The 19,395-nt window shown below is 39.6% G+C and carries 22 protein-coding genes; 21 read left to right on the forward strand and 1 reads right to left on the reverse strand.

What is annotated here, in order from left to right; all coding sequences use genetic code 11:
* Positions 1-27 precede the first annotated feature (27 nt).
* The 6 genes from fapR (at position 28) to rnc (ending at position 4,746) form a co-directional block, all read left to right on the forward strand.
* Complete coding sequence (gene fapR, locus ABE41_RS09525) at positions 28-600, forward strand: transcription factor FapR (protein WP_066289325.1); 573 nt, start codon at positions 28-30, stop codon at positions 598-600.
* A 6-nt stretch (positions 601-606) separates the two neighbouring features.
* On the forward strand, positions 607-1,605 hold the full coding sequence (plsX, locus tag ABE41_RS09530; RefSeq protein ID WP_066289328.1) for a phosphate acyltransferase PlsX: 999 nt from the start codon (positions 607-609) through the stop codon (positions 1,603-1,605).
* Between the two features lie 3 nt (positions 1,606-1,608).
* Positions 1,609-2,559 (forward strand): ACP S-malonyltransferase, encoded by a 951-nt coding sequence (fabD, locus tag ABE41_RS09535; protein ID WP_066289330.1) that lies wholly within the window; start codon positions 1,609-1,611, stop codon positions 2,557-2,559.
* Positions 2,552-3,292, forward strand: coding sequence for a 3-oxoacyl-[acyl-carrier-protein] reductase (gene fabG / locus ABE41_RS09540; RefSeq protein WP_066289332.1), 741 nt, complete (start codon positions 2,552-2,554; stop codon positions 3,290-3,292). The genes fabD and fabG overlap by 8 nt, the downstream gene beginning before the upstream one ends.
* 329 nt (positions 3,293-3,621) lie before the next feature.
* Positions 3,622-3,855, forward strand: a complete 234-nt coding sequence (gene acpP / locus ABE41_RS09545; protein ID WP_066289334.1) for an acyl carrier protein — start codon at positions 3,622-3,624, stop codon at positions 3,853-3,855.
* A 174-nt stretch (positions 3,856-4,029) separates the two neighbouring features.
* Positions 4,030-4,746, forward strand: coding sequence for a ribonuclease III (rnc, locus tag ABE41_RS09550; RefSeq protein ID WP_066294761.1), 717 nt, complete (start codon positions 4,030-4,032; stop codon positions 4,744-4,746).
* A gap of 47 nt (positions 4,747-4,793) precedes the next feature.
* Here rnc and ABE41_RS09555 read toward each other — a convergent pair whose 3' ends face one another.
* Entirely contained in the window at positions 4,794-5,018 is a 225-nt protein-coding gene (locus ABE41_RS09555; protein ID WP_066289337.1) for a DUF1128 domain-containing protein, read from the reverse strand.
* A gap of 568 nt (positions 5,019-5,586) precedes the next feature.
* On the opposite strand from ABE41_RS09555, the gene smc reads away from it, so the two are divergent.
* The 15 genes from smc (at position 5,587) to ABE41_RS21040 (ending at position 19,259) form a co-directional block, all read left to right on the forward strand.
* Positions 5,587-9,153, forward strand: a complete 3,567-nt coding sequence (smc, locus tag ABE41_RS09560) for a chromosome segregation protein SMC (RefSeq protein WP_066289342.1) — start codon at positions 5,587-5,589, stop codon at positions 9,151-9,153.
* A 12-nt stretch (positions 9,154-9,165) separates the two neighbouring features.
* The gene (gene ftsY, locus ABE41_RS09565) at positions 9,166-10,155 is read left to right on the forward strand and encodes a signal recognition particle-docking protein FtsY (RefSeq protein ID WP_066289344.1); all 990 of its coding nucleotides are present in this window, start codon (positions 9,166-9,168) and stop codon (positions 10,153-10,155) included.
* A 411-nt stretch (positions 10,156-10,566) separates the two neighbouring features.
* A complete protein-coding gene (locus ABE41_RS09570; protein WP_066289345.1) occupies positions 10,567-10,890 on the forward strand; it encodes a putative DNA-binding protein in 324 nt (107 codons plus the stop codon).
* Positions 10,891-10,905: 15 nt separating this feature from the next.
* A complete protein-coding gene (gene ffh, locus ABE41_RS09575; RefSeq protein WP_066289348.1) occupies positions 10,906-12,252 on the forward strand; it encodes a signal recognition particle protein in 1,347 nt (448 codons plus the stop codon).
* An 82-nt stretch (positions 12,253-12,334) separates the two neighbouring features.
* Positions 12,335-12,607, forward strand: coding sequence for a 30S ribosomal protein S16 (rpsP, locus tag ABE41_RS09580; RefSeq protein WP_066289350.1), 273 nt, complete (start codon positions 12,335-12,337; stop codon positions 12,605-12,607).
* Between the two features lie 21 nt (positions 12,608-12,628).
* Entirely contained in the window at positions 12,629-12,856 is a 228-nt protein-coding gene (locus ABE41_RS09585; protein WP_066289352.1) for a KH domain-containing protein, read from the forward strand.
* A gap of 351 nt (positions 12,857-13,207) precedes the next feature.
* Positions 13,208-13,723 (forward strand): ribosome maturation factor RimM, encoded by a 516-nt coding sequence (rimM, locus tag ABE41_RS09590; RefSeq protein ID WP_066289354.1) that lies wholly within the window; start codon positions 13,208-13,210, stop codon positions 13,721-13,723.
* Positions 13,724-14,464, forward strand: coding sequence for a tRNA (guanosine(37)-N1)-methyltransferase TrmD (trmD, locus tag ABE41_RS09595; protein ID WP_066289357.1), 741 nt, complete (start codon positions 13,724-13,726; stop codon positions 14,462-14,464). It begins immediately after the preceding gene.
* Positions 14,465-14,577: 113 nt separating this feature from the next.
* Positions 14,578-14,922: a 50S ribosomal protein L19 gene (gene rplS / locus ABE41_RS09600; RefSeq protein ID WP_066289359.1), complete on the forward strand. Its 345-nt coding sequence runs from the start codon at positions 14,578-14,580 to the stop codon at positions 14,920-14,922.
* Positions 14,923-15,006: 84 nt separating this feature from the next.
* Positions 15,007-15,558, forward strand: a complete 552-nt coding sequence (gene lepB, locus ABE41_RS09605; protein WP_066289363.1) for a signal peptidase I — start codon at positions 15,007-15,009, stop codon at positions 15,556-15,558.
* Between the two features lie 11 nt (positions 15,559-15,569).
* Entirely contained in the window at positions 15,570-16,430 is an 861-nt protein-coding gene (ylqF, locus tag ABE41_RS09610) for a ribosome biogenesis GTPase YlqF (RefSeq protein WP_066289365.1), read from the forward strand.
* A 110-nt stretch (positions 16,431-16,540) separates the two neighbouring features.
* Positions 16,541-17,326, forward strand: a complete 786-nt coding sequence (locus ABE41_RS09615; RefSeq protein ID WP_066289366.1) for a ribonuclease HII — start codon at positions 16,541-16,543, stop codon at positions 17,324-17,326.
* 1 nt (position 17,327) lies between these two features.
* A complete protein-coding gene (locus ABE41_RS09620) occupies positions 17,328-18,785 on the forward strand; it encodes a DUF6240 domain-containing protein (protein ID WP_066289368.1) in 1,458 nt (485 codons plus the stop codon).
* A complete protein-coding gene (locus ABE41_RS09625) occupies positions 18,782-19,048 on the forward strand; it encodes an EscU/YscU/HrcU family type III secretion system export apparatus switch protein (RefSeq protein ID WP_066289370.1) in 267 nt (88 codons plus the stop codon). The genes ABE41_RS09620 and ABE41_RS09625 overlap by 4 nt, the downstream gene beginning before the upstream one ends.
* A 52-nt stretch (positions 19,049-19,100) precedes the next feature.
* A complete protein-coding gene (locus tag ABE41_RS21040) occupies positions 19,101-19,259 on the forward strand; it encodes a small, acid-soluble spore protein, alpha/beta type (RefSeq protein ID WP_156774261.1) in 159 nt (52 codons plus the stop codon).
* Positions 19,260-19,395: the final 136 nt, after the last annotated feature.

Below are 19,395 nucleotides of genomic sequence, written 5' to 3' on the forward strand. Positions count from 1 at the left end.
CTTTTTAACGGAAGAAGGAAAGTATTTATGAAAAAAACAAAACGGGAGCGGCAAGAGCTGCTAAAGGAAACGATAAAACAAACACCTTTTATTACTGACGAGGAACTTGCGGAGAAATTCAGTGTAAGTGTGCAGACAATCCGTCTTGACCGGCTGGAACTTTCAATACCTGAGCTTCGGGAGAGGATTAAGTCTGTAGCTGAAACGAAGCTGGACGATGTTAAAGCACTGCCTCTTGAAGAAGTAATCGGTGAGATCATTGATCTTCAATTAGATGAGTCAGCTATCTCGATTCTTGATATAAAAGAAGAACACGTATTTTCACGCAACAAGATAGCGAGAGGACATCATGTATTTGCTCAGGCGAACTCTCTTGCAGTTGCTATTATTAATGATGAACTCGCTTTAACTGCACGGGCCAGCATTCGTTTTTCTCGCCCTGTAAGAGTTGGCGAAAGAATTGTGGCAAAAGCGAAAGTTACAGAAAAAGGCTCAGAACGGACAACTGTTGATGTTAATAGCTATGTTGAAAAAGAGCTTGTCTTTAACGGTGAGTTTACGATGTTCAGATCAAAACAAGATTCAAAGGAAGGAAGTTAAATCAGCATGATTATCACAATAGATGCAATGGGCGGTGACAATGCACCGAAGGAAATCGTAAAAGGTGCATTGCTGGCTGTTGAACAATATCCTGAACTAAACATTACTTTGGTTGGTGACCAAGATAAAATCAATGAACATTTACCAAGCGATCATTCATTTAAAATTATTCATACAACTGAAGTAATTGAAGCAGCTGAGGAACCTGTTCGCGCTGTACGCCGAAAAAAGGATGCTTCGATGGTATTGGCGGCAAATGAAGTGAAGACAGGAAATGCAGATGCTTATATTTCTGCGGGAAATACGGGAGCTCTTATGGCAAGCGGACTCTTTTACGTTGGCAGAATTAAAGGGATCGAACGGCCAGCGTTGGCACCTACGCTCCCTACACTCGATGGAAAAGGATTCTTATTTCTAGACGTGGGTGCGAACATGGATGCAAAACCTGAGCATCTATTACAATATGCCTTGATGGGATCAGTCTATTGCAAAGAAGTCAGAGGAATCGATAATCCTCGTGTAGGTCTGCTTAACGTCGGCACAGAAAGTGAAAAAGGCAATGCTTTAACGAAAGCAGCTTTTCCTTTGCTGAAGGACGCAAACATTAATTTTGTGGGGAACGTTGAATCCAGAGATCTTTTAATGGGCGCAGCAGACGTTGTCGTATGTGACGGTTTTGCAGGCAATCTTGTATTGAAGTCCATTGAAGGTACTGCGATGAGCATGTTCTCAATGATTAAAGAAACGCTCACATCAAGCTTAACGAGCAAAATTGCAGCAGGTGTATTAAAACCGAAGCTTAAAGGAATTAAAGATAAACTGGACTATACAGAATATGGCGGTGCAGGATTGTTCGGATTAGCTGCACCAGTTATTAAAGCGCACGGCTCATCCAATGCAAATGCAGTCTTAAACGCAATCAGACAAACTAAAGATATGGTAGACAAAAATGTTGTGAATACTATATTGAGCCATATTCAGCCTGACAGCCAAAAGGAGGAATAACTTATGGGTAAAATCGCCTTTCTTTTTCCAGGACAAGGTTCTCAATTCGCGGGAATGGGAAAACAAATAGCAGAACAAGAAACTCTGGCAAAAGATATTTTTGATAAAGCAGACGAAGTATTAAAATTCGATCTTTCAAAGATCATTTTTGAAGGTCCTGAAGATCTTCTCAAGAGAACAGAGAATACTCAGCCAGCATTGCTTACTGTATCAACAGCTGTACTTGAAGTTTTTAAAAAACATGGTATCTCTGCTGATTACACTGCAGGGCATAGTCTTGGGGAATATTCAGCACTTGTCGCAGCTGGAAGTATTTCGTTTGAAGATGCGGTTTATGCTGTTAGACACCGCGGACTCCTAATGGAAGAAGCTGTTCCTGCTGGTGTAGGAACAATGGCTGCTGTAATCGGATTCGATCAAGAACGCCTTGAGGCAATTACTGCTGAAGTTTCAGAGTACGGAGACAGTGTGCAAGTGGCTAATTTGAACTGTCCAGGTCAAATTGTTATTTCTGGAACGGTAAAAGGTGTTGAATCAGCGGGCAGCAAAGCAAAAGAAGAAGGCGCAAAAGTAATTCCTTTACAGGTAAGCGGACCTTTTCACTCTGCTTTAATGAAACCAGCGGCGGAAAAATTTGCAGAAGTTTTATCAAATATTACAATACATGATGCGAAAACGCCTGTAATCGCAAACGTTACGGCGAAACCTGTTACATCGAAAGAAGAAATTAAGTCCAAGCTGATTGAACAGCTATATTCTCCTGTACGCTGGGAGGAAACCATTAGAGAGTTAATGGATTCGGGTGTTGATACATTCATTGAGATCGGACCTGGTAAAGTATTGTGCGGTCTTGTAAAAAAGGTAAATCGCCGAGCTAACGTGTTAGCGATCGGAGATATGGATTCAATGATGCAAGCTTTGGAAAAACTGAAAGGGGAATCTGTTGATGCTTAATAATAAATCTGTGTTAATTACAGGTGCTTCTCGAGGTATTGGACGTGCAATTGCCCTTTATTTTGCAAAAAATGGCGCGAAAGTAGCGGTCAACTATTCTGGAAGTGAAGCAAAAGCCAATGAGGTAGTTGAAGAAATTAAAGCAAACGGCGGTACAGCCTTCTCGATTAAAGCTGATATTTCAAGTTCAGAAGACGTGACGAATATGGTTAAGTCTGTCATAGATGAATTTGGAAGCCTTGATGTTCTTGTAAACAACGCAGGAATTACAAGAGATAACCTTTTAATGCGAATGAAGGAAGAAGACTGGGACGCAGTCATAAACACTAACTTAAAAGGTGTATTCTTAACAACAAAAGCTGTTTCAAGACAGATGATGAAACAACGAAATGGCCGTATTATAAATATTGCTTCGATCGTCGGTGTTTCAGGAAACGCAGGACAAGCAAACTATGTTGCCGCAAAAGCGGGAGTAATCGGACTTACAAAAACGACTGCGAAGGAGCTTTCTTCAAGAGGAATTACGGTTAACGCAATTGCTCCTGGTTTCATTGAAACAGATATGACAGGCAAGCTTGAAGAAGGAATTAGGGAAGATATGCTAAGAAATATTCCATTGGCACGCTTCGGCCAGCCGGATGATATTGCAGCAGCTGCGGCGTTTTTAGCAGGTGATTCCAGCTCGTATATTACTGGCCAGACACTTCATGTTGATGGCGGAATGGTTATGTAATCCTGCTGGTTAGCTTAATAGGGTGTTACAAAAGGCTAGTTTCTAAAAGATTGTTGCTTCTTGTCTTATTTTGTCTCCCTTGTCAAGTTGATAGGAGTGTAAGGTGCGAGACTCCAGCGGGATCAGTGTGACAGGTGAGACTCCTAAGGGCGCATGGCGCCGAGGAGGCTCACCGCACGCCCCGCGGAAAGCGAGCATCCTGAAACGGAGATCAACTACTTACAAAGGCAACAATGATTTTTGCAAAAACAGACTAATTTATACAACGTAATCCCTCTAGTTTTTTTAGAGGAAAAAGCATATACTATTGAAAGGAGGTGACACACAAAATGGCAGACGTTTTAGAAAGAGTTTCAAAGATTGTTGTTGACCGTCTAGGTGTTGACGCGTCTGAGGTTAAGCCTGAAGCTTCCTTTAAAGAGGATCTAGGTGCAGACTCTCTTGATGTAGTGGAACTAGTTATGGAACTTGAGGATGAGTTCGAATTAGAAATTTCTGATGAAGATGCTGAGAAAATTGCAACTGTTGGTGACGTTGTAGATTACATAAACAGCAAACAATAAGGTTTTACGGATAAAGTCCCGTGTATAAATGCGGGGCTTTCTTCCCTTTTTGGGGAGGAAACAGCAAATAGCCCTTTACGAGATTTTTGGAGGAAGTTTATGAAAGGTTCAAAACATCAATCAACTCAAAAGAAAACAGTTAAAAACCGGTTTAAATCGGCTTCCAAAAAGGGCATGGATGACAAAGTGCGCATTCAGAAAGTAGCCCCTCTTCAGGAACGTTTAAACATTCAGTTTGAAAATGTAAAACTATTAGCACAAGCTTTTACGCATTCATCATATGTGAATGAGCATCGAGGAAGAACATTCGAGGATAATGAAAGACTGGAATTTCTGGGAGATGCTGTTCTGGAACTGACAATTTCTCAATACTTGTACACCAAGTTTGCAAACATGAGTGAAGGTGAGCTCACAAAACTTCGAGCGGCTATCGTTTGTGAACCATCATTGGTGCTGTTTGCTAACGACCTGCACTTTGGTGACTTTGTACTATTGGGAAAAGGAGAAGAAAACACTGGTGGACGATCACGGCCTGCTCTTTTAGCTGATGTCTTCGAGGCATTCATAGGAGCGTTGTATCTTGATCAGGGACTCGACAAGGTAAAGGAGTTTTTAAATCAGTACGTTGTACCACGGATAAACGAAGGTGCTTTTTCTCATGTGATGGATTTTAAGAGCCAGCTGCAAGAATATGTTCAGCGTGAAGGATTAGGTCATATTGATTATAAGATCGTACAAGAAAAAGGACCTGCTCATAACAGGGAATTTGTTTCTGAGGTCAGATTAAATGATGCTGCGTTTGGCATCGGGTATGGAAGATCCAAAAAAGAAGCAGAACAGCACGCTGCACAAGAAGCGATTGAAAAGGTTGCAAAAAAAGTGAACCAATAATTAAAACCCCCTTAAAACTTGGCGAATGCCATGCAAGGGGGTTTCTGTTATTTCTTTTTAAGGGATGCAAGTTCTTCTACGATTCCTTCCATATCCCTAATGCTGAATGAAGGCATTTTCATTACCATGTCATATAGTTCTTTAATATCATCGTATTTGTTCAGCTCATAATCTTCAGGCTGAATCAGTCCGCCGTTAACCAGCTGCAGTTTCTTTTTTAAGCTTTCAATCATAAAAGCTAGATTCTCATGATTTTCATTTGTTAAGTCCATAGTGAAGCTCCTTTAGCATTTAATAAGTGAAACCTAATATCAGTCTGTATGAGGGCCGTTCAATTAACTTTCTCTATTTTAGCATACAGTAATCTTTGTGACTATGAGAGAGTAAATCTATGATAAAATAAAACAGTTAAAGAATTTTTTTTACATAATTTAAGAATTTGTTAACTGTAAGGATGGGTAACTGAACTTAATCTAAGGCTCTTATCTAATAGATTGTTTTTTGAAGTTCCTTCGTCGACAATTTGATTGGAGCGCAAGGTGCGTGCCTACCACATGAGAAGCTTCTCGCTAGGCATGCGACGAGGAAGCTCACATCGGTAGCATTTACTTGTAGACGCAGGAGCAAGGATACTTCCATGAAGCGGTCAGGTGAGACCATTCAATGTCGCAAAGCGCCGAGTGGGCTCACCGCACACCCCGCGGAAAGCGAGCATCCTGGAGCGGAAATCAATCCTTTCAAATAGCAACAAAGTTTACGAAAACAGTCAAATCTAAAATTACTGAAATAACCGTTTGAACACGAATGCTTATATAAAGCAGGAAAAAGGGGGATTTAAAGATGTTCCTCAAACGAATTGATGTAGCAGGATTTAAATCATTTGCAGAGCGGATACAAGTAGAATTTGTTCAGGGAGTAACTGCTGTAGTTGGGCCGAACGGAAGCGGAAAAAGCAATATATCAGATGCTGTAAGATGGGTGCTTGGCGAGCAGTCTGCCAAGTCGCTTCGCGGCTCTAAGATGGAGGATATCATTTTTGCCGGCAGCGATAATCGCAAACCGTTGAATGTCGCTGAAGTCACTCTCACTTTAGATAACGAAGACCAGCATCTTCCTCTTGATTATAATGAGATTTCTATTACAAGAAGAGTTTATCGCTCAGGTGATAGTGAATACTTAATCAATAAGCAGCAATGCCGCTTAAAAGACATTGTTGAATTATTTATGGACTCTGGACTTGGAAGAGAAGCTTTTTCTATTATTGGACAAGGCCGGGTAGAAGAAATTTTAAGCAGTAAATCTGAAGAGAGAAGAAAAATCTTTGAAGAAGCCGCAGGAGTTTTAAAATATAAAACAAGAAAACAAAAGGCTGAACAAAAACTATTTGAAACTCAGGAAAACTTAAACAGGGTTGAAGATATCCTTCATGAACTTGAAGGGCAGGTTGAACCTCTAAAAATACAGGCATCTATTGCGAAGGATTATCTTGAGAAGAAACAGGAATTAGAGGTCGTTGAGACTGCTGTTCTCGTTCAGGAGATAGAAGACCTTCACGAACGCTGGGAAAAACAAAAAACATGGGTGGCAGAACTACAGAAACAAGAATCTGAACTTTCCGTAAAAGTTAAGCAGGGTGAATCTGCGATTGAAAGAGCCAGACTTGATATGCAGGCGATGGATGAATCTATTGATGAACTTCAGGGAGCTCTTCTATCAGCAAGTGAAACGCTGGAAAAACTTGAAGGAAAAAAAGAAGTTTTAAAAGAGAGAAAGAAAAACTATGATCAGAATAAAACTTCACTTTTAGAGCAGATTCAGCAACTGAAAGTAAAAAAAGAACAACTAGAAACACAATTGCTCTCAGAGAAAAGTATTTTAGCAGATAAAGAAAAGCAATTAAAAACGGTTCGAAAACAAGTTACTGAGGAAGAAAGCCGTTTGACTGTCCTTGAAATGGATGTGGAAGCAGAGCTTGAAAAACTAAAAAGTGATTATTTTGAACGCCTAAATGAACAAACGACTATCAAAAATGAAATGCGTTATATTGAGGATCAGTCTAAACAGCAAAACTTTAAAAGCAGCAGATTGGATGAAGAAAACAATAGATATCTTCATCAAAGGGAAGAATTAAAGAAGACGAAAGAACAGGCTGAGCAGAGCTATAAAGAAGCTGAAACTCAACTGAAGAAGAAACAGGAAGAGTATCAGAACTTAAAATCCGCTGTTTCTTTAGAAGAACAAGAAAGCCGTTCAAGTCAAGAGAAATTGTATCAGGCTTATCAGTATATCCAGCAATTTAAATCAAAGAAAGAAATGCTAGAATCGATGCAGGATGAATATGCCGGATTTATGCAGGGAGTAAAAGAAGTATTAAAGGCAAAGGAGACGAGGTTATCTGGAATTGAAGGTGCCGTAGCCGAACTTCTTTCTGTTCCGTCTGAGGTTGAAACCGCTATTGAGACAGCTTTAGGGGCTTCTATGCAGCATGTTGTTGTCGATCACGAACAGAACGCAATGAAAGCCATCCAATTCTTAAAACAAACAAGAGCTGGCAGAGCAACATTCTTACCGTTAAACGTAATTAAAAGCCGCAATGTTTCGAGTGCGGATGTTCATAATGCACGCACAGTTGATTCTTTTGTTGGAGTCGCAGCTGACCTCGTGCATTTTGATCAAAAGTATAAGAACATAGTTGGAAACTTATTAGGAAACATTATAATTTCCAAGGATCTAGCTGGAGCAAATGCGATTGCAAAGCAAGTGAACTATCGCTATCGAATAGTTACCCTTGAAGGGGATGTTGTCAGCCCAGGCGGTTCAATGTCTGGGGGAAGCCTCAAACAGAAGAGTTCCTCTCTTTTAAGCAGACAAAGAGAAGTTGAAGTACTGACTGAAAAATTAGCTGCAATGGAGAAACAAACTCTTAGCTTAGAAGAAAAAGTTACTAATCTAAAAGCAAAAGTTACAAAAAACAAAGAAGCATTAGACAATCTTCAAGCTGAAGGTGAGAAACTAAGAGAACTTGAACAAGAACTCAAAAGTAACCTGCGTGAGATTGAGATTCAAGAAAAGAGTTTAAACGACAGGCTGCAATTGTATGATCGTGAAAAACATACATTTGAGTCTGAGCGTTCGGCCGCTGACACGAGATTAATGAATCTTAAGAAGAGGCTTGATAAAGCTGTGAAATCTGGCAGTGAACTGGAGAAAACAATCGCAGACCTAACTGAAAAGAAGAAGATGCATCAGTCTTCTAAAGAAGAGCTTAGAGAAACTTTGACACAATTAAAAATTAAAACTGCCGAGCTTGAACAGCAAGTGGCAAATCTTAAAGAAAAAAGTCTGCGGCTCGAAGAAGAGTTTGCAGGTGTAAGTGCTAAAAGCAAGGAAACAGAGGAAGATTACTGGCTTCTTGAAGAAGAAATGAATTCAAGTTCGTCAGGAGAGGATTCTCTCGATGAACAGATTAAGCAAAAGAGACATGAAAAAAATACTGCATTAAAACTGATAGCTGAACGCAGACAAGAAAGAACAGAGTCATTCCGCTCTATCGAAAAAATGGAAATTGAGCTTAAGGAAGCGAAGCGCCAATACAAACAATTGAGTGATGGATTAAGAACGGAAGAAGTGAGCATAAACAGACTTGATGTGGAACTTGAAACCCGTCTGACCCATCTCCGGGAAGAGTATGAACTGTCATATGAAGGTGCTAAGCAAAAACACAAACTTGAGATGCCGTTGGAAGATGCTAAACGAAAAGTAAAGCTGATCAAAATGGCGATCGAAGAGCTGGGTGTTGTCAATATCGGTGCCATTGAAGAATATGACAGAGTCAGTCAGCGTTTTAATTTCCTAACAGAACAAAGGGATGACCTGACGGAAGCTAAAAATACACTGTATGGCGTAATTTCTGAGATGGATGAAGAAATGAAAAATCGTTTTGAAGAGACGTTCACAGCCATCCGATCGCATTTCGGGGTCATCTTCAAAGAGTTATTCGGAGGCGGCCGAGCAGACCTTGTGCTGACTCAGCCAGACGACATGCTTGCAACAGGTGTTGATATAATGGCGCAGCCTCCTGGTAAAAAGCTTCAGCAACTAGGGTTGTTATCTGGGGGAGAGCGTGCTTTAACTGCAATAGCACTACTCTTTGCCATCCTTAAGGTGCGTCCTGTTCCATTTTGTATTTTGGATGAAGTAGAAGCCGCATTAGATGATGCAAACGTGAACCGTTTTGCAAAGTATTTGCGGGCATTCAGCAAAGAAACACAGTTTATCGTTGTAACCCATCGAAAGGGTACAATGGAGGAAGCCGACGTATTGTATGGGGTGACCATGCAGGAATCAGGCGTTTCAAAACTTGTTTCAGTACGCTTAGAAGAAACTAAAGAACTGGTAACATCGTAGGGAGGAAATAAAGTGAGTTTTTTAAAGAAGCTAAAAGAAAAATTTTCAAATCAACCATCAGAATCCTCTTCTGAGAAATTTAAAGATGGATTAGAAAAAACAAGAAGTTCTTTTTCATTTAAAGTAAATGACTTGTTAAAAAGGTATCGTAAAGTAGATGAAGAGTTTTTTGAAGAACTTGAAGAAATCTTGATCGGCGCAGATGTGGGAGTGCATACAGTTCTTGATATTATTGATGAACTAAAGGATGTAGCTCGTACAAGGAATATTAAAGATCCTCAAGAGCTTCGTTCAGCGATCACGGAAAAGCTTGCAGAAATGCTTCAAAAAGATGATAGCGAAAACAAGCTGAATCTACAAGCAGATGGCATGACAGTCATATTATTCGTTGGTGTTAACGGAGTGGGGAAGACAACTACGATTGGAAAACTGGCACACCAGCTTAAGAATGACGGCAAGAAAGTTATTCTCGCTGCTGGAGATACGTTCCGTGCAGGTGCGATCGACCAGTTGGAAGTATGGGGAGAGCGTGCAGGAGTTGACGTTATCAAACATCATGAAGGTGCCGATCCGGCTGCGGTAATCTATGACAGCATACAGGCAGCAAAATCAAGAAAAGCTGACGTGCTTTTATGTGATACAGCCGGCCGACTCCAAAATAAAGTAAACTTAATGAACGAACTTTCGAAAGTAAAACGAGTGATCGAACGCGAAATACCCGGCGCACCGCACGAAGTTCTGCTGGTTGTAGATGCAACGACCGGGCAAAACGCGATGAACCAGGCTAAAACATTTGGACAATCAACAGATGTGACAGGGCTTGTTTTAACAAAACTTGATGGAACAGCAAAAGGCGGAATCGTCCTAGCGATCCGCCACGAACTGGATATCCCAGTGAAATTCGTAGGACTTGGCGAAAAAATTGATGACCTGCAGGAATTTGATCCGGAACAGTTTGTATACGGATTATTCGCTGGAACAGAAGAGGAAGAAGCAGAGTAATATCTGCTTCTTTTCTTTTAGGATGATAAAAAAGTCAAATTCCATCTGCGAAGACACATTTAAAAGTAAATTTGATGATCACATAAAAAGAGTCATTAATCATATAAAAAAGCGCAATAATCACATAAAAAATGGACACAATCAAAGAAAAACGAGCGGCCATCACATAATTTAACATTTTATGGAAATTGAAATACAGAGTCTGTCTATCTCATGGTAAACTTCAGCAAATTTATGTAACTACAGCCTTTGCATCCATCTAACTTCAAAGAGTTGAGCACCAAAGCATCTATTGTGTATTGAATGCTGGCACTAACAAGTTATTCTGTTAAGAAAAAAACTTGACATCTATTTTTTATGGTTGTATAGTATTCACGTAAAGGCATTTCACTTAACAAGGGTTGTGAAAGTATGCTTGATAAAACGATGAGAATTAATTATCTTTTTGATTTTTACCAATCACTGTTAACCCCTAAGCAAAAGAATTATATGGGCTTATATTATTTAGACGATTATTCTCTCGGTGAAATTGCTGAACAATATAATGTCAGCCGCCAGGCCGTTTATGATAATATTAAACGGACAGAGGCGATGCTGGAAGAATACGAAGAGAAGTTAGGGCTTTTTGCAAAGTTTCAGGAACGTGATCAGTTGCTGTCATCTTTAAGAGAGCTGCTGAAAACTGAACCTGCTAACGTAATTGCAATTATCGATCGCCTTGAAAATATGGAATAGGAGGCGTTCAGTGAGATGGCATTTGAAGGTTTAGCCGACCGTCTTCAGAACACTTTACAAAAAATTCGCGGAAAAGGGAAAGTAAATGAAGCGGATGTAAAGGAAATGATGAGGGAAGTACGCCTTGCTCTTCTTGAGGCGGATGTTAACTTTAAAGTGGTAAAAGATTTTGTGAAAAAGGTATCTGAACGTGCAGTTGGTCAGGAAGTGCTAAAAAGCCTGACACCTGGACAGCAAGTTGTAAAAGTGGTTAATGATGAACTTACAGCATTGATGGGCGGAGAACAGAGTAAAATCGCTGTTTCCAACAAGCCCCCGACGGTTATTATGATGGTTGGTCTTCAAGGTGCAGGTAAAACAACCACTACAGGAAAGCTTGCGAATCATTTGCGTAAAAAACAAAATCGCAAACCGCTTCTTGCTGCAGCTGACATATACCGTCCCGCTGCGATAAAGCAGTTAGAAACACTCGGGAAACAGCTTGATTTTCCAGTCTTTCAAATGGGAGACCAAGTTAGTCCCGTAAAAATTGCTGAATCAGCGATTGCGAAAGCGAAAGAAGAGCATCATGACTATGTGCTCATTGATACAGCCGGGCGTTTGCACATTGATGAAACGCTGATGGATGAATTGAAACAGGTTAAAGAAACAGCAAAACCTGATGAGATCTTCCTGGTTGTGGATGCGATGACAGGTCAGGACGCTGTGAATGTTGCAGAAAGTTTTAATGAAGCACTTGGAATTACAGGTGTCATTCTAACAAAGCTTGATGGTGACACACGCGGTGGTGCCGCGCTTTCAATCAAAGCTGTTACAGGACTTCCTATTAAATTTGTAGGTCTTGGTGAAAAGATGGATGCTCTTGAGGCGTTCCATCCTGATCGAATGGCTTCTAGAATTTTAGGAATGGGCGACATGCTGACACTTATTGAAAAGGCACAGTCCTCAGTAGATGAAGATAAAGCGCGTGATCTTCAGAAAAAGATGCGTGATATGTCGTTCACATTTGATGATTTTCTTGATCAGATGGGACAAGTAAGGAATCTTGGACCATTAGATGAAGTGCTTGGCATGCTTCCTGGCGCGAACAAAATGAAAGGCCTTAAAAACGTTCAGATTGATGAAAAACAAATCGGTCACGTTGAAGCTATCATTCGTTCGATGACTCTTAATGAAAGAGAACAGCCAGAGATTATCAATGCAAGCCGTAAAAGACGTATCGCTAAAGGCAGCGGACGATCAGTACAAGAAGTGAATCGCCTTATCAAACAATTCGAGGACATGAAGAAAATGATGAAACAAATGTCCGGAATGATGAATGGCAAGAAGAAAAAAGGTGGATTTAAATTCCCTTTTATGTAAACTGAATTTTCAGGTTTACAAACCTGTCAATTTATACTATCATATTATTTTGTGTGAACTATTTTCGGAGGTGCAAGTTATAATGGCAGTAAAAATTCGTTTAAAACGTATGGGTGCTAAGAAAGCTCCTTTTTATCGTGTAGTAGTAGCAGATTCTCGTTCTCCTCGTGATGGACGTTTCATCGAAGAGATCGGAACTTACAACCCAGTTGTTAACCCAGCTGAAGTTAAAATTAACGAAGAAAAAGCTCTTGAGTGGATGACAAACGGTGCGAAGCCATCTGACACAGTTCGTAACCTATTCTCAAAAGCTGGTCTTATGGAGAAATTCCATAACGCTAAAAACCAAAAATAATTTTGACGAAGGGGAACTGATATGACAGAGTTGATCGAAGCGATTGTGAAAGCTCTAGTTGATCACCCAGAAGAAGTTAGCGTCAAAGAGGTTAATGAAGGACATCGCCTTGTTTATCAATTATCCGTGAACCAGACTGATATGGGGAAAGTGATCGGCAAACAAGGAAGAGTGGCCAAAGCGATTCGTACCGTTGTAAATGCAGCAGGAACGAATCAAAATAAAAGGATTTCAATCGAAATCGTCTAAAAAGGATGAGGGAAACCTCTTCCTTTTTTTATCTTTTAAAAAGGTTTTTATCTAAAAGATTGTTGCTTAAGGTCTTTTTTTTCATTCTCATCCTTGACATGTTGATTGGAGTGAAAGGTGCGAGACTCCTGCGGGATTAGCGGGACAGGTGAGACTCCTAAGGGCGCATAGCGCCGAGGAGGCTCACCGCACGCCCCGCGGAAAGCGAGCATCCTGTAACGGAAATCAACTACTTTCAAAAGCAACAAAGTATTGTGAAACAGCCTTTAAAAAATATACATACCTGGATTATGATAAACTTTAGACTAGATAATAATAAGAATAAGTCGTACGAGAGAAGGTTTTAAAATTATGGAAAAATGGCTGAACGTCGGAAAAATCGTTAACACACACGGCATTAGAGGGGAAGTTCGTGTTATTTCAAGAACAGATTTTCCGGAAGAACGATATAAGACAGGCAATACCTTATATGTAGAAAAAGAACCTGGAAACCTTATACCTGTAACCATTGAAGCTCATCGCAAACATAAGCAGTTTGATCTTTTAACGTTTGAAGGTTTAGGCAACATTAATGATGTTGAACCATTTAAAGGGCATTTGTTAAAAGTTCCAAAAGAACAGCAAGTGTCTTTAGAAGAAGGTGAATTCTTTTACCATGACATCATTGGGTGTGCTGTTTTTACGGTTGATGGCGAAGAACTAGGGAAGGTGAAAGAAATTTTATCACCAGGTGCAAATGATGTATGGGTAGTAAAACGCAAAGGGTTTGGCTCGGACATTTTGATCCCTTATATTCCATCCGTTGTTAAAACAGTTGATTTAGAAGGTAAGAAGATTTCAATAGAACCTTTAGAAGGACTTTTCTAAATGAAAATAGATGTATTAAGCCTGTTTCCAGATATGTTTTCAGGTGTTTTCGGCCAGTCTATTTTAAAAAAAGCACAAGAAAAAAGTGCGGTTCAGTTTCAGGTGCTCGATTTCCGCGAATTCTCATCAAATAAACATAGAAATGTAGATGATTATCCTTATGGCGGAGGAGCGGGAATGGTGTTGACGCCACAGCCGTTATTCGATGCAGTTGAAACCTTAACGAAAGAAACATCTGAGAAACCAAGGATCATCCTGCTTTGTCCACAAGGAGAGAGGTTTTCTCAAAAGAAAGCGGAAGAACTCTCTAAAGAAAAGCACCTGATCTTTTTATGCGGCCATTACGAAGGCTATGACGAGCGAATCAGAGAATATTTAGTTACAGATGAGATCTCAATCGGCGACTATGTCTTAACAGGCGGTGAACTTGGTGCGATGGTAGTGATTGACGCAGTAACAAGATTACTACCTGGTGTACTTGGAAAAGAAGAATCGCATCTTCAGGATTCGTTCAGTACAGGTCTTTTAGAACATCCTCAATATACGAGGCCAGCAGACTTCAGGGGTATGAAGGTACCTGATGTTCTTATGTCTGGAAACCATAAAAATATTGAAGAATGGCGAAAAAAAGAATCATTAAAACGGACTTACGAAAGACGTCCTGATCTTTTGGAAAGCATAGAGTTAACTAAAGAAGAAGAAAATTGGCTGAGAGAAATAAAAGATAATAAAACAACTTGATACTCGTCTGATTTATATGGTATTATATTGTTTGTGGCTTATGCCCGTTTAATCCGGTGTTCCGCTGCTTGATAATCACGCAAGAACATCCATGGGAAGGGAGGCAATAAACTATGCAACAGCTTATTGCAGATCTTGCAAAAGATCAATTAAAATCAGATTTACCAAAATTCCGTTCAGGTGACACTGTACGTGTACACGTGAAAGTAATCGAGGGTACTCGTGAGCGTATTCAGCTTTTTGAAGGTGTTGTTATCAAAAAGCGTGGGTCTGGGATTTCTGAAACGTTTACTGTTCGTAAAATTTCTTACGGTGTAGGTGTGGAGCGTGCGTTCCCTGTACATTCACCTAAGATTGCGAACCTTGAAGTTGTACGTCGCGGTAAAGTTCGCCGTGCTAAGCTATACTACTTGCGTGCACTTCGTGGTAAAGCAGCTCGTATTAAAGAAATTCGCTAATAATTCTCGAAAGGAGCTTGACTTACTCAAGCTCCTTTTTCCATATTATAAGTAAGGAATTTCTACAGATGGTGAGGATTAAGAATGGCTCGTACAAAAAACGAAACGTGGGAATGGATTAAAGCATTAGCTGCAGCATTGTTATTGGCAGGTATCATCCGGTTCTTCCTTTTTGCCCCTGTGGTAGTCGATGGACAATCAATGATGCCGACTCTTCACGATGGAGATCGATTAATTGTTAATAAGTTCAGCTATATCATTGGAGAACCAAACAGATTTGACATTGTAGTCTTTCACGCTACAGAAGAAAAAGATTACATAAAAAGAGTTATTGGTTTGCCAGGAGATACTATTGAATATAAAGATGATACTCTTTATGTGAATGGCAAAAAGGTGAAAGAAGAATACTTAGAAGCATATAAGAAAAAAACAAAAGACGGAAATTTCACGTATGACTTCACTTTACTGGAAGTGACAGCAAAACAGAAGGTACCAGAAGGACAATTGTTTGTTCTAGGTGATAATCGCCGGAACTCCAGTGACAGCCGGAACATCGGTACTGTTAACGAAGATGAAATCTTAGGAAAAGCATCATTCCGTTTCTGGCCGTTATCCGATATAGGATTTGTAAAGTAGGGTGAAATAACATGACCATTCAATGGTTTCCGGGCCATATGGCAAAAGCTCGCCGGGAAATAACTGAAAAACTTAAAATGATCGATGTCGTTTTCGAGCTTGTAGACGCCAGAATTCCATTAGCATCACGAAACCCGATGATAGACGAGATACTTGGAGAAAAGCCGCGTATTGTTTTATTGAACAAAGCAGATCTGGCTGATCCGAAAGTAACGTCAATGTGGCAAAGCTATTTTTCAGATAAAGGAATTCCATCTCTGGCAATAAACTCACAAGACGGAAAAGGTATTAAAAAAATTGAACCTATTGCACACGAACTTGTAAAAGAAAAGTTCGATAAGATGAGAGCAAAAGGAATCGTTAAACCGCGTGCTGTACGTGCTTTAATCGTTGGAATCCCAAATGTCGGGAAATCTACAATTATTAACAGAATGGCAGGCAAGAACATTGCTGTAACCGGCGATAAGCCAGGCGTAACAAAAAAACAGCAGTGGATCAAAGCTGGTAAGACTCTTGAACTACTGGATACACCAGGTATTCTTTGGCCGAAATTCGAGGATCAGTCAATAGGTCTCAAGCTTGCTGTAACAGGAGCGATTAAAGAAACGTTATTTGATTTTACAGAAGTTGTACTATTTGCTGTGAAATATTTAAACGCACATTATCAAGAGCGTCTTGTTGAGCGATATAAATTATCAGACATACCCGATGATCCTCTTCGTTTATTTGAAGAGATCGGCAAAAAAAGGGGATGCATCATGAGCGGTGGTGAAGTTGATCTCGAAAAAACTGCAGAGATTGTGCTTCGCGACCTTCGTTCAGAAAAATTAGGCCGCTTGTCTTATGAGCTGCCATCAGCAATAAATGAATAAAGTGGTAAAACAGGCGCGTGAATTTTATGTGCCTGTTTTCTTTGAATCGATAAAGTCTTAAAAGACAGATTAGCAAGCCGATAAATAATACATAAAGAGTGTGAATAAAAATGAAGTTATCCATAAAAGAATGGGATCAGAAACTAAGAAACAGTTCCACAGAAGAAATCAGCCGCCTTCTTGAGTTTCTCGCTTCAGATGAGAGACAAGGTGCTAAAAAGTTATTTAAAACATATACAAGCCGTTTGTTAGAAGTGGAAGCGGAGTTAAGAAGGCTTGAAATCATGTGCTCCTTTGAAAAACAATGTACTGCAAACGGCAAAAATTTTATCGCTGGTGTCGATGAAGTTGGACGTGGCCCGCTAGCTGGACCTGTAGTGGCTGCGGCCGTTATTTTACCAGAAGGCTATACTCTAAATGGGATTAATGACTCCAAAAAACTATCAGAAAAAAAACGGGAAGATTTATATGAAAGAATCGTAAAAGATGCTGTTTGCTATAGTACTTATTTAGTCCAGCCTGACAAGATTGATGAGATCAACATCTATCAGGCATCTAAACTAGCCATGACTGAGGCAGTTTACCAGTTGAAGATCCAGCCAGATCAGCTTTTGATCGATGCCATGGAAATTCCTCTGCCGATTGATCAGAAGAAAATTATAAAAGGAGATGAAAAAAGCATCTCTATTGCAGCGGCTTCTATTGTTGCAAAAGTTACACGGGACCGATATATGAAGAAGCTTGACCAAATGTATCCTCATTATGGTTTTAAATCAAATATGGGCTACGGCACGAAAGAGCATCTAGAAGCGCTGAGAACTTTCGGGGCAACTGAAATACATCGCAAAACGTTTAGTCCAGTAGGAGAAATTATTCAGTATACCGGGAGTGAATAAGGTGTTATCCATTAACAACATCATCAATCCACAGCCGCTTGCACAAAATTCAGCAACAGGCATCAACCTGAAACTAAACCAATTGTTAACCGCTAAAATTTTGGAGATTTATCCCGATCAAACAGCAAAAATTTTATATAATGGTGCAGCTGTGCATGCCAAATTAGAGGCTCCCTTAACAAAGGGGAGTCACTACTTGTTTGAAGTTGGGGACAAAAACGGCACAGTAATCTTAAAAAAAATAGATGTAGATCCTTTAAAATCAACAACTGAACAAATTCTGCAAAAGCTAAATCTTCCACAAACCGAAAATAACAAAGAAGCTGCAGAATTTGTTGTCTCTGAAAAAATGCCAGTAACAAAAGAAAATGTTAAACAGGTAGCTGATATCCTTCAGCTTGCAGCAAACATACCATTTAAAGAGAAGATAGAAGTCATTCATCGAATGCATGAACTTCAGCTCCCAGCTAAGCCTGCATCGGTTAATGCAGTCATAGCAAGTATTCAAAAAAAGCCTGATCAAGCTGAGATGCGTCAATTGTTCGAGTCTCTTACACCTTATGTACATAAAGATAAAAGCATAGCAAAAACTGTAGATCTGCTTCAAAGCTTATATGGTTTTAAAAACAATCATTCAACACCTAAAGAAAATTCACAAGTGTCTGCAAGCTCTGCAAACACAATACATGTATCAAAAGAACCTTCAGTTCATCCTGGAAGTTCTGGTATAGAAATAAAAAGGTTTAGTAGTGAAACAAAGGATGAAGCAAAAACAAGCCAAACAAACCAGCCTGCCGGACAAAGAGCGGAAGCTTCAGTTAATGATATAAAACGCCAGTCTTCAAATGATTTTTTACAAGCTGTCCAAAAATGGTTTCAAAAGTCAGGTCTGCTGCACGAAAAGAATTTATTAACAGATCCAGTTCAATTGAAGCAAACAGAAACATTGAAATCACATATTATTTCATTAAAAAAAAATGCGGAATTTCTCGGATTACCAGAAAGTATCTCATTAAAGGCTGAACAAGCGCTTAACAGGCTTACGAGTCAGCAGCTGCAAAACATCCCAGTTAACGAACATCTGCAGCAGTTTGTTTTGCAGATTCCACTTGGACAAAATGAAAACCCAAGAGAGATTTCGATCCGATGGGAAGGGAAAAAACAAAACAGTCAATCGTTAGACCCCGACCATTGCAGAATGCTGTTTTGGCTGGAGATGAAAAATTTAAAAGACATTGCAGTGGATGTTCAGATTCAAAACAGAATTTTATCCTTGAAAGTTTTTAGCGGTCACCCTTTGATCGAGAATCTTTCAAAAGCTTTTCTTCCATCTTTAAAGAAAAGCTTAAGTGAAATGAACTATACGCTATCTTCGATTACTTTTGCGCAAAAGCCAAAAAATGAAATAAAAAGCCCAGTGTCGAAAACAGGATATAAAGGGATGGATATGCGTATATGAAGAAAAACATTAAAGAAGCTGTAGCCCTTAAATATAATCCCGAAGAATCAAGTTCTCCCATAGTTACGGCCAAAGGAAAAGGTGAAACGGCTGACCGTATCGTTCAGACTGCATCAGAGCACAATATCCCTATTCAGGAAGACCCTTCACTTGTACACTTATTATCAAAATTAGAAATCGATGAAAGCATACCAGAGGAACTTTATGAAGTAGTTGCTGAACTTTTTGCTTTTATATATCAAATCGACCAAGAAGCAAAATGATAAACATAATTCTTGTTTAAACGGGCATTGCTAACATAAAGGAGTGTGCACAATGCCAAAAAACAAACTTGTAGTACAACAATCTGAGCAATTGGTTAATCAGTTTAGAGAAGAGATGGCTGAAGAATTTGGTCTGTACCGTTCTGCTGCGGAAAAAGAAGCGATTACACCTAAGCTAATTAAAAAACAGGAAAACGAGAAAAACAAATGAAATAAGCTTTGGAAGCTCCTATTTTTCAAAGGCAAAAAGCAGTGAAACCAAAACCGTATCATGAAGGTTTTGGTTTTTTATTTGGTCATAAATCCTGTATGCGCTTGCAATTTTCTGAAGAATAGTAGACATAAGA

Origin of the sequence: Fictibacillus arsenicus (assembly GCF_001642935.1) — a bacterium.
Lineage (GTDB): Bacteria > Bacillota > Bacilli > Bacillales > Fictibacillaceae > Fictibacillus > Fictibacillus arsenicus_B.

Coding starts and splice junctions, on each gene's coding strand:
- ABE41_RS09555 (WP_066289337.1), bottom strand. CDS start 5,018: ATGGACTTAACAAATGAAAATCATGAGAATCTAGCTTTTATGATTGAA.
- fabD (WP_066289330.1), top strand. CDS start 1,609: ATGGGTAAAATCGCCTTTCTTTTTCCAGGACAAGGTTCTCAATTCGCG.
- rnc (WP_066294761.1), top strand. CDS start 4,030: ATGGATGACAAAGTGCGCATTCAGAAAGTAGCCCCTCTTCAGGAACGT.
- rpsP (WP_066289350.1), top strand. CDS start 12,335: ATGGCAGTAAAAATTCGTTTAAAACGTATGGGTGCTAAGAAAGCTCCT.
- ABE41_RS09615 (WP_066289366.1), top strand. CDS start 16,541: ATGAAGTTATCCATAAAAGAATGGGATCAGAAACTAAGAAACAGTTCC.
- ylqF (WP_066289365.1), top strand. CDS start 15,570: ATGACCATTCAATGGTTTCCGGGCCATATGGCAAAAGCTCGCCGGGAA.
- rimM (WP_066289354.1), top strand. CDS start 13,208: ATGGAAAAATGGCTGAACGTCGGAAAAATCGTTAACACACACGGCATT.
- ABE41_RS09585 (WP_066289352.1), top strand. CDS start 12,629: ATGACAGAGTTGATCGAAGCGATTGTGAAAGCTCTAGTTGATCACCCA.
- ABE41_RS09625 (WP_066289370.1), top strand. CDS start 18,782: ATGAAGAAAAACATTAAAGAAGCTGTAGCCCTTAAATATAATCCCGAA.
- ABE41_RS21040 (WP_156774261.1), top strand. CDS start 19,101: ATGCCAAAAAACAAACTTGTAGTACAACAATCTGAGCAATTGGTTAAT.
- rplS (WP_066289359.1), top strand. CDS start 14,578: ATGCAACAGCTTATTGCAGATCTTGCAAAAGATCAATTAAAATCAGAT.
- ffh (WP_066289348.1), top strand. CDS start 10,906: ATGGCATTTGAAGGTTTAGCCGACCGTCTTCAGAACACTTTACAAAAA.
- fabG (WP_066289332.1), top strand. CDS start 2,552: ATGCTTAATAATAAATCTGTGTTAATTACAGGTGCTTCTCGAGGTATT.
- trmD (WP_066289357.1), top strand. CDS start 13,724: ATGAAAATAGATGTATTAAGCCTGTTTCCAGATATGTTTTCAGGTGTT.
- lepB (WP_066289363.1), top strand. CDS start 15,007: ATGGCTCGTACAAAAAACGAAACGTGGGAATGGATTAAAGCATTAGCT.
- plsX (WP_066289328.1), top strand. CDS start 607: ATGATTATCACAATAGATGCAATGGGCGGTGACAATGCACCGAAGGAA.
- ABE41_RS09570 (WP_066289345.1), top strand. CDS start 10,567: ATGCTTGATAAAACGATGAGAATTAATTATCTTTTTGATTTTTACCAA.
- fapR (WP_066289325.1), top strand. CDS start 28: ATGAAAAAAACAAAACGGGAGCGGCAAGAGCTGCTAAAGGAAACGATA.
- smc (WP_066289342.1), top strand. CDS start 5,587: ATGTTCCTCAAACGAATTGATGTAGCAGGATTTAAATCATTTGCAGAG.
- acpP (WP_066289334.1), top strand. CDS start 3,622: ATGGCAGACGTTTTAGAAAGAGTTTCAAAGATTGTTGTTGACCGTCTA.